Annotated in this window: 13 protein-coding genes; 9 read left to right on the top strand and 4 right to left on the bottom strand. The window is 74.1% G+C overall.

Annotation, left to right across the window (positions count from 1 at the left end; translation table 11 throughout):
• The first annotated feature begins 193 nt into the window (after positions 1-193).
• Positions 194-1,177, top strand: coding sequence for a hypothetical protein (locus SMA5143A_RS32260; protein WP_107466391.1), 984 nt, complete (start codon positions 194-196; stop codon positions 1,175-1,177).
• 106 nt (positions 1,178-1,283) lie between these two features.
• A complete protein-coding gene (locus SMA5143A_RS32255; protein ID WP_107466390.1) occupies positions 1,284-2,114 on the top strand; it encodes a class I SAM-dependent methyltransferase in 831 nt (276 codons plus the stop codon).
• A 39-nt stretch (positions 2,115-2,153) separates the two neighbouring features.
• On the opposite strand, the gene SMA5143A_RS32250 is transcribed toward SMA5143A_RS32255, so the two are convergent.
• The gene (locus tag SMA5143A_RS32250; protein WP_375136572.1) at positions 2,154-3,770 is read right to left on the bottom strand and encodes an amidase; all 1,617 of its coding nucleotides are present in this window, start codon (positions 3,768-3,770) and stop codon (positions 2,154-2,156) included.
• Positions 3,767-5,092, bottom strand: coding sequence for an Nramp family divalent metal transporter (locus SMA5143A_RS32245; protein WP_258193860.1), 1,326 nt, complete (start codon positions 5,090-5,092; stop codon positions 3,767-3,769). Before SMA5143A_RS32245 ends, SMA5143A_RS32250 begins: the two co-directional genes overlap by 4 nt.
• Before the next feature lie 186 nt (positions 5,093-5,278).
• On the opposite strand from SMA5143A_RS32245, the gene SMA5143A_RS32240 reads away from it, so the two are divergent.
• Positions 5,279-6,274, top strand: a complete 996-nt coding sequence (locus SMA5143A_RS32240) for an Lrp/AsnC family transcriptional regulator (RefSeq protein ID WP_107466388.1) — start codon at positions 5,279-5,281, stop codon at positions 6,272-6,274.
• 21 nt (positions 6,275-6,295) lie between these two features.
• On the opposite strand, the gene SMA5143A_RS32235 is transcribed toward SMA5143A_RS32240, so the two are convergent.
• Positions 6,296-7,075 carry a DeoR/GlpR family DNA-binding transcription regulator gene (locus SMA5143A_RS32235; protein WP_107466387.1) on the bottom strand — a complete coding sequence of 260 codons (780 nt, stop codon included), beginning with the start codon at positions 7,073-7,075 and terminating at the stop codon, positions 6,296-6,298.
• 145 nt (positions 7,076-7,220) lie between these two features.
• On the opposite strand from SMA5143A_RS32235, the gene SMA5143A_RS32230 reads away from it, so the two are divergent.
• From SMA5143A_RS32230 to SMA5143A_RS32220, 3 genes are all read left to right on the top strand, one after another.
• Complete coding sequence (locus SMA5143A_RS32230) at positions 7,221-8,108, top strand: SIS domain-containing protein (RefSeq protein WP_107466386.1); 888 nt, start codon at positions 7,221-7,223, stop codon at positions 8,106-8,108.
• 124 nt (positions 8,109-8,232) lie between these two features.
• A complete protein-coding gene (locus SMA5143A_RS32225) occupies positions 8,233-9,093 on the top strand; it encodes a class II fructose-bisphosphate aldolase (protein WP_107466385.1) in 861 nt (286 codons plus the stop codon).
• Positions 9,094-9,258: 165 nt separating this feature from the next.
• On the top strand, positions 9,259-10,032 hold the full coding sequence (locus SMA5143A_RS32220; RefSeq protein ID WP_107466384.1) for an AraC family transcriptional regulator: 774 nt from the start codon (positions 9,259-9,261) through the stop codon (positions 10,030-10,032).
• Positions 10,033-10,068: 36 nt separating this feature from the next.
• Here SMA5143A_RS32220 and SMA5143A_RS32215 read toward each other — a convergent pair whose 3' ends face one another.
• A complete protein-coding gene (locus SMA5143A_RS32215; RefSeq protein ID WP_181362103.1) occupies positions 10,069-11,223 on the bottom strand; it encodes a methyltransferase in 1,155 nt (384 codons plus the stop codon).
• A 66-nt stretch (positions 11,224-11,289) separates the two neighbouring features.
• Between SMA5143A_RS32215 and SMA5143A_RS32210 the strand changes: the two genes are divergently transcribed.
• The 3 genes from SMA5143A_RS32210 (at position 11,290) to SMA5143A_RS32200 (ending at position 13,765) form a co-directional block, all read left to right on the top strand.
• A complete protein-coding gene (locus SMA5143A_RS32210) occupies positions 11,290-12,012 on the top strand; it encodes an alpha-ketoglutarate-dependent dioxygenase AlkB family protein (protein WP_107466382.1) in 723 nt (240 codons plus the stop codon).
• 51 nt (positions 12,013-12,063) lie between these two features.
• Positions 12,064-13,311 (top strand): ROK family protein, encoded by a 1,248-nt coding sequence (locus SMA5143A_RS32205; RefSeq protein ID WP_107466381.1) that lies wholly within the window; start codon positions 12,064-12,066, stop codon positions 13,309-13,311.
• A 121-nt stretch (positions 13,312-13,432) separates the two neighbouring features.
• Positions 13,433-13,765 (top strand): SHOCT domain-containing protein, encoded by a 333-nt coding sequence (locus SMA5143A_RS32200; protein WP_107466380.1) that lies wholly within the window; start codon positions 13,433-13,435, stop codon positions 13,763-13,765.
• Positions 13,766-13,786: the final 21 nt, after the last annotated feature.

Here is a 13,786-nt window from a genome sequence, read left to right as displayed (position 1 = left end):
CGGCCTCGGTTACGGGGCCCGCGAACAGCGACCCCGGATACGGGCCGGGGGTATCTTCCGGATACAGTCTGTATACCCCTGAGGGGTATACAGCGCAAGTTCCGCCGAGCGCTTGACTCGATACCCCAGGGGGGTATTGTGAGCTGCATCGGGACCCTCCGATGGGACCCTTCCGACCTACGAGGAGACGGCCGTGAACACCGGACTGAGGATCACCGCGTTCGCCGCGGCGCTGGCCGCGACCTTCGGCACCGCCTACGGGGTGGGCAAGGGTGTCGAACCCGTCGTCGCGGACAGCCCGTCCCCGCGCCACGACAGCCACAGCCGGACCTCACCGGGGCCCGACGAGGGTGGCGGCCACACCGGGCGGCACGAGACGCCGCCGGCCGGCGGCCTGCAGATCTCCGAGGACGGCTACACCCTCGACCTGCGCACCACGGCCGTCACCGCGGGAAAGCGCGCCGACCTGCGCCTCGTCATCCGTGACGACGACGGCCACGCCGTCACCGCGTACCAGCGCGAACACGACAAGGAACTGCACCTCATCGTCGCCTCACGCGACCTGGTCACCTACCGGCACCTCCACCCCACCCGCGCGGCCGACGGCACCTGGAGCACCCCCGTCGACCTGCCCAGGGCGGGCGGCTACCGCGTCTTCGCCGACTTCACCCCCGCGGCGAAGGGCGCCCGGAACCTCACCCTCGGCGCCGACCTCGCCGCCTCGGGCGCCTACGACCCGCGGCGGCTCCCCAAGCCGGACACCACCGCCGAGGTCGACGGCTACGAGGTCGAACTGGACGGCAGGCTCCGCCCCGGCGCCGCCGGCGAGCTGAAGCTGACCGTCACCCGGGACGGCCGCCCCGTCACCGACCTCCAGCCCTACCTCGGCGCCTACGGCCACCTGGTCGCCCTGCGCTCCGGTGACCTCGCCTACCTGCACGTCCACCCGAACGGCGCGCCCGGCGACGGCGAGACCGAACCCGGCCCCGGCATCTCCTTCACGGCCACCGCGCCCAGCGCCGGCGCGTACCGCCTCTTCCTCGACTTCCAGCACGAGGGGACGGTCCGCACCGCCGCGTTCACCGTCCGCGCCGGAGGCCCGACGGCACCGGCCGCCCCGGACGAGCCGAACGACGCGGACGGAACCCACGACACGTCCACCGGGCACGGGCACTGAGCGGAAGGGGGCGGGGCGCCTCGCCCGGCCGTCCCGACTGCGAGCCCGGCCGGACATACACCCCGAGAGGCCCCTCGCGGGGCCCCGGCTTTGCTTGGATGGCGTCATGACCGACGCCCATGAGCACATGATGCGGGCCAACGAGGCCAACTGGGACGCCCGGACCCCCGTCCATCTCGCCAGCCGCTTCTACGCCCTCGACGAGAACCTCGACCCCGCCCGCTGGTTCGCCCCCTGGGAGTGGGAGGACCTCGGCGAACTGCACGGCCGGGACGTGCTGCACCTCCAGTGCCATCTCGGCACCGAGACCCTCGCCTTCGCGCAGCGCGGGGCGCACGCCACCGGCCTCGACTTCTCCGAGGCGTCGGTGGCCGCCGCCACCGGCATCGCCCGGAAGGCGGGCCTCGACGTCACCTTCGTCCGGGCGAACGTGTACGACGCGGTCGAGGCCCTGGGGGAGCGGACGTTCGACGTGGTGTACACGGGCAAGGGCGCCCTGTGCTACCTGCCGGACCTGGACCGCTGGGCCGACGTCGTGACCCGGCTCCTGCGGCCCGGCGGGAGATCGTACATCGCCGAGTTCCACCCCCTGCTCAACTCCCTCGGCCCGAAACCCGCCCCCGACTCCGGCCCCGAACTCCTCCTGCGCCACGACTACCTGAACGGCGGGAGCGCCGTACACCGCGACGCGACGTACACCTACACCGACGGCCCCGCCGTGGAGGGCGCCACCGACAGCTACGAGTGGACGCACGGCCTGGACGAGGTGGTCAACGCCCTCATCGGCGCCGGCCTCGTCATCCGGCGCCTGCGGGAGAGCGACGAACTGCCGTGGCCCCGCTGGCCCCGGATGACCCGCACCCCGTCCGGCTGGTGGCGTCTGCCCGAACCCCGCATCCCCCTCCTGTACGGCCTCCTCGCGCACCAGCCCGGCTAGTGCTGCGACCGGCGTTCGGCTCATGGCCGGACACCGAGCTCACGCCGGGACGCCGAGTTCCGCCAGCACGGGAGGCCGCCGCTCGCCGGCCCGCGTCGCCCGTTCGAAGGCGTGCCCGGCCCTGAGGACCGACCAGTCCTGCCGGTGCGGGCCCACCATCTGCAACCCCACCGGCAGTCCCCGCGGGGTGAAACCCGCGGGGACGGACAGCGCCGGGCAGCCCGTGACGGAGATCAGGTACGCCGAGCGCATCCAGTCCAGATAGGTCTCCATCGGGGTGCCGTCGACGACCGTCGGGTACGCCAGATCGATGTCGAACGGCGCGACCTGGCTCACCGGCAGCACCAGCAGGTCGTACGTCTCGAAGAACACGCGGACCCTGTGGAAGAGCGCGCCGTGCAGCGCCTGCGCCCGCCCCAGGTCCGGCCCGGAGAGCGCACGGCCCTCCTCGATGTTCCACACCACGTCCGGGGCCAGCCGGTCCCGGTGCCCGTCGAGCAGTGCCCCGTAGGCGAGCTCCACCTGCCAGGCGCGCTGGGCGAGGAACACCTCGTCCGCGCCGGACAGATCCGGGCAGGCCTCCTCGACCTCGCAGCCCAGCGCCGTGAACACCTCGACCGCCGGGGCCAGCGCGTCCCGTACCTCCGGGTCGACGGGCACCGCCCCGCCGAGGTCGGGCGACCAGCCCACCCGCAACCCCGCGATGTCACCGCCCAGTTGCCAGGCGAAGGTGGAGCCTGGCGTGTCCAGGGAGCGGGGGTCGCGCGGATCGGGGCCGGCCAGCACCGACATGGTCAGGGCGACGTCCGCCACCGTCCGGGCCATCGGCCCCTTCACCGACAGCTGACCCCACGGCGCCCGGTCCGGCCAGGACGGCACCCGGCCGGGCGACGGGCGGAGCCCGACCACGTTGTTGAAGGAGGCGGGGTTGCGCAGCGAACCGCCGGTGTCACTGCCGTCGGCGATGGGCTGCATCCCGCAGGCGAGCGCCGCCCCCGCGCCGCCGCTGCTGCCGCCCGCGCTGCGCGACAGGTCGTACGGGTTGCGGGTCGCCCCGAAGACGGGGTTCACGGTGTGCGAACCGAGGCCCAGCTCGGGGACGTTGGTCTTGCCGAGGGTGAGCGCGCCGGCCCGCCGCAGCCGTTGGACGACCAGGTGGTCCCGGTCGGGCACATGGTCGGCGAAGATCGGCGAGCCGTAGGTCGTCCGCAGGCCCGCCGTGTCGTGCAGGTCCTTGTGGGCCACGGGCAGCCCGTGCAGCGGACCGACCGGCTGCCCCGTCGCGAGCCGCTCGTCCGCCTCGGCCGCACGCTCCAGCGCCCGGTCGGCGTCCAGGGTGACGATGGCGTTCACCGTCGGGTTGACCCGCTCGATCCGCTCCAGATGGGCGGTCATCACCTCCCGCGCGGACACCTCGCGACGCGCGAGCGCCACCGTCAGCTCGTAGGCCGTCCGGAAGCACAGGTCGTCGGCGGGCGGCACGTCGTCCGCGAGGCCGCCGGTGTACGCCGGCCCCGCGGCGAGCGCGCGATCCGCGCCCCGTCCGGGATCCGTGCCGAGTCCGGGTTCGGCGACGGGGCCGGATGCCCCGCCCTCCGGCGGGCTCACCGAACGCTGCGCGGGGTGGTCGACAAAGTGGTTCACGAGGTGGTTCACGCCCCTCCCAGGGAGTCCTTGAGCTGGACGACGGCGAGCAGGCCGAAGAGGACGAAGGAGCCGCCCAGCAGCACGTTCGAGGTGATTCCGTTGCGGTAGGCCGGGTCCACACCCCGGCGGTTGAGCAGGACCAGCAGCGCGCCGGACAGCAGCGGCAGGATCAGCGAGCCGACGGCGGCGTAGGTGAGCACCAGCGGCACCGGCCGCCCCAGGAAGGTGACGACGACCGCGGTGACGGCGCAGTAGAGGACGAAGAGGCGGAAGGGGCGGCGGCTGTGCCGCGCGCCGTGCCGTTCCGCCTCGGCGTCCGGCACACCCCGCAGGGTCCGCAGCGCGTCGGTGAGCAGATGGCTCAGGCCGTTGAAGCCGCCCACGAGCGCGCTCAGGGTCACCAGGAAGAACGTCCCCAGGAACAGCAGCCGCGCCGCCGAGCCCAGGTCGGCGCCGAGCGGGTCCGCGAGCGCCGCCAGGCCCTCCCCGCCGGTGATGCTTCCACCGGTGCCGTACAGCAGGCCCGTGCCCACCACCGTCGTGCACAGCACGAACAGGAACGTGACCGTGTAACTCAACGCCGAATCGGCCCGCATGAGACGCAGTCCGCTCCGGTCCGTCCAGCCCTTCTCGCGCACCCAGTAGCCGTACGACGCGATCCCCGCCGTGCCGCCCACCCCGCCGATCAGGGCGAGCACCGTCAGTATGTCCCCCTCCGGCAGCCTCGGACGGAGGGTGCCGAGCAGCCCCGGCAGATCGTCCGCGCGGGCGAGCGTGGCCACCGCGAGGACGGCCATGCCGAGAAACTTGGCGAGCATGAAGAAACTCATCACCCGCTCGAACAGGGTGTACCGCCCGACGTACACGATCGCCGCCGACACCAGCGCGATGACCACGGCCACCGGCCGCAGAGGCAGCGCCGGGAACAGCGTGGTCAGCGCGAGCGACGCCACCGAACCGAGCGCCGCCCCGTACAGCAGCCCGATGACCAGGACGAACGCGATGAACGCCCACGGCAGCCAGCGGGCGGCCTCCCGCATGCTCCTGATCACGGTCCGCCCGGTCGCCATGTACAGCCGGCCCACCGCCTCGGTGAGCGCGTACTTGAGGACGACACCGATGACGATCGCCCACATCAGGCCCATCCCGTACCCGGCGGCGCCCGCGAGCGACGTCACCATGTCCCCCGCGCCGACGCTCGCGGCCGCCAGCACCAGGCCCGGCCCGAGCAGGGCCTGCCGCCTCCGCCGAGCTTCGGGCCGCCCGGTGGGCACAGAGTCGGCGGGTCCGGCGGCCGGGGAGCGAGGGGGACTTCCTGGAGTCGCGGTCACGTCAACCACCTCCGTATGCAGGGGAGTCACGGGAGCAAGGGACATCCGTACGCCCCGGGGAGGGGCGTCGTGCGACGGCGGGCCATGCGGTCCCTGCGCTTCCGCTTCACGGCAGGCTGGGCCATGGTGACGGAAGGGAACAACAACTCCAGCGGTAATGACGGAATCGGCCATAGTGTGGGTCCGATGGACTCACCGCCGACCGGCCCCGTGACGGATTCGCTGGACCGCCGCATCATCAGCGCCCTCCAGATCGACGGCAGGGCCTCCTGGCACCGCGTCGCGGCGGCCCTCGGCGAGCCCGAACGCACCGTTGTCCGCAGGGGAACGCGCCTCCTGGAGTCCGGCCTGGTACGGATCGGCGCCATGGCGGTACGCGGCCGCAGCACCGTCGTCGGGGTGCGCTGCGCACCCGGCAGGGAGCGCCTCGCCGCGACGGCCCTGGCCCGCCGGCCCGACTGTGTCTTCGCCCACGTCCTGACGGGCACCCCGACCTGCGTCGCGGAGGTGCTCTGCCCCCGCGACCGCCTCGGGGGCCTCGTGATGGACGAACTCCCCGGCCTGCCGGGCATGGAGGAGACCTTCACCCTCCCTGTCCTGCGCCATGTCCGCACCATCCGCGAGTGGCACGCCGGCCTGCTCTCCACCGCCGAGATCGCGGCACTCCGCGACGGAGCCCCCGCGACCCCGTCGGCCGTCGACCCGCTGCCGCCGGGCGAACCACCACCCGAACTCGCCCGCGCCGACCGGCTGTTGCTGCACGCCCTGGCCGAGGACGGCCGCCGTACCCACGACGAACTCGCGCGTTTCGCGGGAGTGTCGGAAGCGACCGCGCGACGCCGGCTGAGCGCCCTGCGGCGGGCGGGCCGGGTCCGGATCCGCGCCGTGCTCGAACCGGCCGTGCTCGGACTGCCGGTGGAGGCGGTCCTCTGGGTACGGACCCCGCCGTCACGGGCCGAGGCCGTCAGCACCGCCCTCGCGGAGTCCGCGCACGTCCGCTACGCCAGCTTCGTCACGGGGGAGCGCCAGTTCCTCCTGCTGACCGCGTTCCCCGACGAGGCCGCCCTCCACCACTTCGTCACCCGTTCCCCCTGGCTGCGCGACGTGGAGTCCGTGGACGTCTCCCTGGTCCTCACCACCCTGAAACGCGGCGGCCTGCTCGCCCCGTGGCTACGGGACTGACCGGCGCGTCCGAGGCCGGCCTCAGACCACCACGACCCGTACCCCCGCCTCCTCGAACCGCCGTACGGTGTCCGGCTCGGCCGCCGCGTCCGTGACCAGGGTGTCCACCGAGTCGGCCGCGCGGATCCACGCGAACGCCCGCCGCCCCAGCTTGCTGGAGTCGGCCGCGACGACGACCCGCTCCGCGCGCTCGCACAACAGCCGGTTGACCGCGGCCTCCGCCTCGTCGTGCGCCGCCGCGCCGTGCACGACGTCGAACGCGACCACGCCGAGCACCGCCACATCCAGGGTGATCTGCCCGAGCACCCCGTCCGCGAGCGGCCCGACCAGCTCGTACGACTGGGCGCGGGCCACCCCGCCCGTCACCACGATCTTGAACTGGGGCCGCACGGCGAGCTCACTCGCGATGTTCAGCGCGTTGGTGACCACGGTCAGCGCGGGCGCCCCGGACGCCAGATCGCCCCGTACGGCCAGCGCCCGCGCGACCTCCGTGGTGGTCGTGCCGCCCGTCAGGCCCACCGCCTCACCGGGCGCGACGAGGTCCGCCACCGCCTTCGCGACGCGCTGCTTCTCGGTGGCCCGTCGGGCCGTCTTGTAGCGCAGCGGCAGCTCGTACGACACCCCGTGCACGACCGCCCCGCCCCGTGTCCGGACGAGCATCTGCTGCTCGGCCAGCTGGTCGAAGTCGCGCCGGATGGTCGCCGCCGACACCGCCAGCTCGGCCGCGACCTCCTCGACGTCGAGCCGCCCCCGCTCCACGAGCAGTTCGAGCAGCACCTGCCAGCGGGCGTCGCGGGACATGGGGCACCCCACCTCTCCGTCCGGACGTGATCTTCGGACGACCCTAGCGCAGACGGCACCGTCCGCATGCTTGAAGATGTTCGAAAAGAGGCTCTATCTTGCACATACGAGCATGGAGCTGTCGTCTGCTGGGGAGGGTGACCGCATGACCCACGTCGAGGACGAACTGAACAGCCAGCCCGAGTGCTGGTCCCGTGCCGCCGCCGAGGCGGTGTCGCACGCCGGTGCCCTGCCCGCGGCGGGGGAGCGGGTGGCGCTCGTCGGCTGCGGCACGTCGTACTTCATGGCCCAGGCCGCCGCCGCACTGCGTGAACGCGCGGGGCAGGGCGAGACAGACGCCTTCGCGGCCTCCGAGTTCCCCCACGGCCGCGCCTACGACCGGGTCGTCGCCCTCACCCGGTCCGGCACCACCACCGAGGTGCTCGACCTGCTGGGCGCGCTCCGGGGCCGTACCCGCACCACCGCGATCACGGCCGACCCGGACACACCGGTGACGACGACCGCCGACGACCTCGTCGTGCTGGACTTCGCCGACGAGAAGTCCGTCGTCCAGACCCGCTTCGCCACCACGGCGCTCACCTTGCTCCGCGCCCACGTGGGCCTCTCCGTCGACGGGGCCGTGGCCGACGCCCGCACCGCGCTGGAGGCCCCGCTGCCCGAAGGGGTCGCCGACAGCGCCCAGTTCACCTTCCTCGGCCGCGGCTGGACCGTGGGCCTCGCGCACGAGGCCGCGCTCAAGATGCGGGAGGCCGCGCTGGCGTGGAGCGAGGGATATCCGGCGATGGAGTACCGGCACGGCCCCATCAGCGTCACCACACGGGGTACCGCGACGTGGATGTTCGGGGAGGCACCCGAGGGGCTGGCCGAGCAGGTCCGCCGGACCGGCGGGACCTGGGTGGCCGGCCGGCTCGACCCCCTCGCCGAACTCGTCCGCGCCCACCGTCTCGCCGTCGCCGTGGCCACGGCCCGCGGCCTCGACCCGGACCGCCCCCGCCACCTCACCCGCTCGGTGATCCTCGACCCGACACCGTGACAAGCCCGGCCCGCGCGGCGCGTGCGGATCGTGCGGCGAAGGCCCGCCGCGCGGCACCCGCGCCCCGGGCGACGACCCCGTACCGCGTGCGGATCCTCGACCGTCCAGCCCCTCAGGAGGAGTTGTGCCCCTCACGACGACCGGTGAGCTGATCACGGGGGCCGCCGCCGCGCACACCGCCGTGGCCGCGTTCAACATCATCACCCTGGAGCACGCGGAGGCCGTCGTCGCGGGCGCCGAGTCCGTCGACGCGCCCGTCGTCCTCCAAGTCAGCGAGAACGCCGTCAAGTTCCACGACGGGGATCTGCTCCCGCTGGCCCGCGCCGCCACCGCCGCGGCCGAGCGGGCGACCGTGCCCGTCGCGCTCCACCTCGACCACATCCAGAGCGACGACCTGCTGCGCCGGGCACCCGACGCCGGCTTCGGCTCGGTGATGTACGACGCGTCCCGCCTGCCGTACGCCGAGAACCTCGCCGCCACCCGGGCCGCCGTCGACTGGGCGCACGCCCGGGGGCTGTGGATCGAGGCCGAGTTGGGGCAGGTCGGCGGCAAGAACGGACTGCCGCCGCTGGACGCGCACGCCCCCGGCTCCCGTACCGACCCCGACGAGGCCCGAGCCTTCGTGGCCGATTCCGGGGTGGACGCCCTCGCCGTGGCCATCGGCAGCGCGCACGCCATGACCACCCGGACCGCCACCCTCGACCACACCCTCCTCAAGCGGCTCTCCGGAGCCCTCGACGTCCCTCTCGTCCTGCACGGCTCCTCCGGCGTCCCCGACGACGAACTCCGGGCGGCCGTCGCCGGCGGTATCGCCAAGGTCAACATCGGGACCGCCCTCAACATCGCCCTGACCGGCGCGATCCGCGACTTCCTGACCACCCGCCCCGAGGCCGTGGACCCCCGCACCTACCTCGCGGCGGGCCGTACGGCGATGACGGAGACGGTGGCCCGGCTGATCGGCGTCCTGGCCACCCCGTCGACATGAGGGTCGGCGCCAGGCGACGGGCGCCATCCGGTGCGCCGGGGCGTCCCGGACGACCTGAGGCCGTCCTCGGCGGAAGAAGGGCGCCCGAGGGCTGCCGGGTAAAGGTCCTGCTAACGGAGTCACCCGGGCGGGGAGTGTGACGGCCGTCACTGGTACTTTTCCGTCATGCGGGAGACGGAGATCCACCTCGGTGAGCCGCCCGTCGTCGCGGGCATCGGAGTCGGCGTGCACGGGGTGGCCGGGCGGACGGACGTCTTCCGGCTCCCGGAGCTCTGGCAGCTCCACCTCTACCAGTACGAGGCCGAGTTGACCGTCGACGGCTCCGTCCACACCATCCGCCCCGGCCGGGTCAGCCTCGTCCCGCCCGGCACCACGGTCCGCTACCGCTACCGGGGGCGCTCGGAGCACCTCTACGCCCACCTGCGCATCGCCCCGACCGGCGCGCTCCGCACGGTCCCCGTCGTCCAGGACGCCGGCCCCGAACTCCCCGCCCTGACCGACCTGTTGCTCCAGGCGGTGGCCGCCGCCCCGAGCGAGCCCGAGCGCACCAGAGCCGAGATCTGGACGACCCTGTGGCGGGTCGCCCACCTCACGCCGCCCGCGGCGGCGGACCCGGGCCCGCACCCGGCGGTCATCACGGCCATCGCCCACATCGAGGCCCACCTCGCGGCCCCGCTGTCCATCCCGGACGTGGCCCAGGCGGCCGGTGTGTCCCACAACCATCTGACCCGGCTGTTCCGGGTGGAGACGGGCAGCACGGTCGTCGGCTACATCCGCCGCCGCAGACTCGAACGCGCCCACCACCTGCTGCGCGCCACGACCCTCTCCATCCCCGCCGTCGCCGCCTCCGTGGGCATCCCCGACCTCCAGGCCTTCAACAAGGCGTGCCGCCGCGAGCTGGGCGCCTCCCCGAGGGCCCTGCGCGGGGTCGCACCGTGACCTGCCGCCGAACGCCACGGTCAGGCACCCCCGCCGTCAGGAACCCCGCTTGACCGCCTGCAGCACCACGAACTTCGCGTCCCCGGCGACGAGTCGGCTGTTGCCGAAGATCCGCCGCAGCTTCACGTGATACCCCAGATGGCGATTGCCGACCACCCACAGCTCACCCCCCGGCCGCAGCGCCCGCCGCGCCCCGGTGAACATCCGCCAGGCCGTGGCGTCGGTCGTCGCCTGGTGGGAGTGGAACGGCGGGTTGTTGAGGACGAGATCGACGCTGCCCGGCGCGAACCCCGCCATCCCGTCCCCGACCCGGAACTCGGCCCTGCCGTCGGCGTTCGCCCGGTACGTCGCCTCCGCCGAGGCCACCGCCTGGTACGACTCGTCCACGAACACCACCTCGGCGTCCGGGTCGTCCAGCGCGACCGCCGTACCGACCACGCCGTTGCCGCACCCCAGGTCCACCACGCGCCCGCCCCCGCGGCCCGGCGGCAGGTGCCGGAGGAAGAACCGGGTGCCGATGTCGAGCCGGTCGGCGCAGAACACCCCCGCGTGATTGACGACGGTACGCCCGGCCAACGGCCCGATGTCGTCCGGAAGTTGATAGGTGTACGGCCACGGGTCGGCCTCACGGGCCCGCACGACCCCGGCGTCCGGCGTGCAGAGGATCAGCCGTGCCTTCTGCTCGGCGAGCGAGGTCCGGGTCGGCCCGAGGATCCGCTCGAACAGCTTCAGCGTCGAGGTGTGGATCTCCTTCACCATCCCGGTGCCGACGACGACCGTCCCCTCGTGCACGGCCGGCGCCAGCCGGTGCAGCTGGTCCTCCAGGAGGGCGAGGCTCTTGGGGACCCGGACGAGGAGCACGTCGACCCGCTCCGGAGGCGGGTCCTGGGTGGTGAGCAGGCGCACGGTGTCCGGGTCGGCGCCGTTGCGCGCCAGGTTCGACCGGGTGGCCTCCCGGCTCAGGAAGGAGTCGGTGATCTGGGTCGGCCGGTGCCCGGCGAGCGCCGTGGTCAGTGCGCCCCAGCGGTCACCGACCACCACGACCGTCCCGTCCAGCGGTGTCCCGCTCGCCGCGAGGTGGCGCAGCAGATACGCGTCGGACGCGTCCCAGGCGCGCAGCCGGTCACGGGGGTCCTCGGGGTGGCGGGCCAGGGCGTACTCGCCCCAGGGCGCGGTCATACGGTCGCTCATCGTGTGCCCAGGCTAACCGAGCCGCAGCTCAGGCCGGGTCCCCACGGGGTGCGTGATGATGGAGCCATGGACGCCGAGCTGTTCCCCCGCGGCCGTACGGAGATCGCGCCGGGCGCGGTCCACGTCCCCGACTGGCTGGACATGGAGCGGCAGCGGCGGCTCCTCGCGGCCTGCCGCGACTGGGCCCGCCCGCCCGCCGGGCTCCGCACGGTCCACACCCCGGGCGGTGGCACGATGACCGCCCGCCAGGTCTGCCTCGGCCACCACTGGTACCCGTACGGCTACGCCCGCACGGTGGTCGACGGAGACGGCGCCCCCGTGAAGCCGTTCCCGGCCTGGCTGGACGCCCTGGCCCGACGCGCGGTCGCCGACGCCGCCGGGACCACCCCGGACAAGGACCCCGGCCCCGCGACGGTCCCCGGCACGGCAGCCGGCCCGGCGGCGGACCCCCGCGTGCCGACCGACCCGTACGACATCGCCCTGATCAACTTCTACGACGGCGACGCCCGCATGGGCATGCACCGCGACAGCGACGAGAAGTCGGACGCGCCGGTGGTGTCGCTGAGCCTCGGCGACACCTGCGTCTTCCGCTTCGGCAACCCGCGCTCGCGCGCCCGGCCGTACACGGACGTGGAGCTGCGCAGCGGCGATCTCTTCGTGTTCGGCGGGCCGTCCCGGCAGGCGTACCACGGCGTGCCCCGGGTGTACGCCGGGACGGCGCCGCCGGCGTTGGGCCTGGCCGGGCGGCTGAACATCACTCTGCGGGTGAGCGGCTTCGCCGGCGGGTGAGGCCGACTCGGCGGCACCCGTGCCGGTACGGATCATGGGAGACTCGCCCTCATGGACGGCAAGGCGGCCCCCAAGGCGGCGGGCGAGGGGACAGCGACGACGACACGCACCCGGCTGGACCGGGGGAGGGGCGCGCTCGGTCCGGCGCTCGAACTCGTGCACACCGGGCGGGCGCCGACGCGGGCCGTGCTCACCGCCGAGCTGGGCGTCACGCGGGCCACGGCGGGTGCCGTGGCCGCCGAGCTGGAGGCGCTGGGGCTGATCCGGGTCGACGCGCACCCCGGCGCGGCCGCCGGTTCCCAGGGCCGCCCCTCGCACCGTCTGGAGGTCGCCGAGGAGGGACCCGTCGCGCTCGCCGCCCAGGTGCACGCCGACGGGTGGCGGGCCGCGCTGGTCGGGCTCGGCGGGCGGATCGTGGCGACCGCCCCCGGCTGCGAGACCGTCGACGCGGACCCGGCGAAGGTGCTCGGGTCGGTCGTCGAGGCGGGCGCCGACCTGCTCCGCGAGACGGGCCGGCGATGCGTGGGCGCGGGACTCGCCGTGCCGTCCGCCGTGGCCGAACCGGCGGGTCTGGCCCTCAACCCCCTTCACCTGGCCTGGCCGGCGGGTGCCCCGGTCCGCGAGATCTTCTCGGAGCGGGTACGGGCGGCCGGTATCCAGGGCCCGGCCTTCGCGGCCAACGACGTGAACCTCGCCGCGCTCGCCGAGCACCGGCACGGCGCCGGCCGGGGCGCCCGCGACCTGCTCTGCGTGGCCACCGGGCACCGGGGCGTCGGCGGCGCGCTGGTCCTCGACGGCCGCCTGCACACCGGGAGTTCCGGCCTCGCCCTCGAAGTCGGCCATCTCACCGTCAACCCCGAGGGCCGCCCGTGCCACTGCGGCAGCCGCGGCTGCCTCGACGTGGAGGCCGACCCGCTGGCCTTCCTCACCGCGGCCGGCCGGGACCCCGGGCCCGTCATCTCCCTGCTCCAGCAGGCCAACGACCTGATCCGCACGGAGTACGCCGACCCGGCCGTCCGGACCGCCACCGAGTCCCTCATCGACCGGCTCGGCCTGGGTCTCGCCGGCCTCGTCAACATCCTCAACCCCGACCGGATCATCCTCGGCGGCCTGCACCGCACGCTCCTGGACACCGACCCCGACCGGCTGCGCAGCGTGGTCGCCGACCGCAGCCTCTGGGGCCGCCAGAGCGGAGTGGTCCCCATCCTGCCCTGCACCCTCGACCACAACAGCCTGGTCGGCGCCGCCGAACTGGCCTGGCAACCCGTACTCGACGACCCGCTGGCAGCCCTGACCTGACGGGCCCCGTACTCCGCGGGAGGTACTCCCACTGCCGCTGCCCGTACGCCGACCCGCACCCCCTCGCGGCGAGAACCTCGACTCATCGACACAAGGCGCGTCCCAAGGAGATGAGTTCGAGATGCACACCCTCGCGCACGGGAACGGCCCCGGCCCCTGGCTCCTGCTCTTCCCCGTGATCTGGGCGGCGGTCGTCGTCGGAGCCGTCACCCTCCTGCGCCGCACCGTGCGGCACGGGCACCGGGCCCCGTGGTGGCCGTCGGCGGCCGGCTCCGCCCCGCACGGCGACAGCCGTCACACCGGCGACTCACCGATCGCGATGCTCGGCCGCCGCTTCGCCTCCGGTGAGATCGACGAGGACGAGTACTGGCGCCGACTGTCCGTCCTGGACGAGCAGTTCGGACGGTCGGGCAGGGGGATGGGATCCCGGCCGGGGTCACCGCCGGCGCAATGACCAGCCGTACCGCGAAGGTGG

This window comes from Streptomyces sp. MA5143a (assembly GCF_900290235.1).
In the GTDB taxonomy this organism is placed as follows: domain Bacteria; phylum Actinomycetota; class Actinomycetes; order Streptomycetales; family Streptomycetaceae; genus Streptomyces.
The sequence above is the reverse complement of the archived record's forward strand: the minus strand, read 5'-3'. Positions and strand labels throughout refer to the sequence as shown.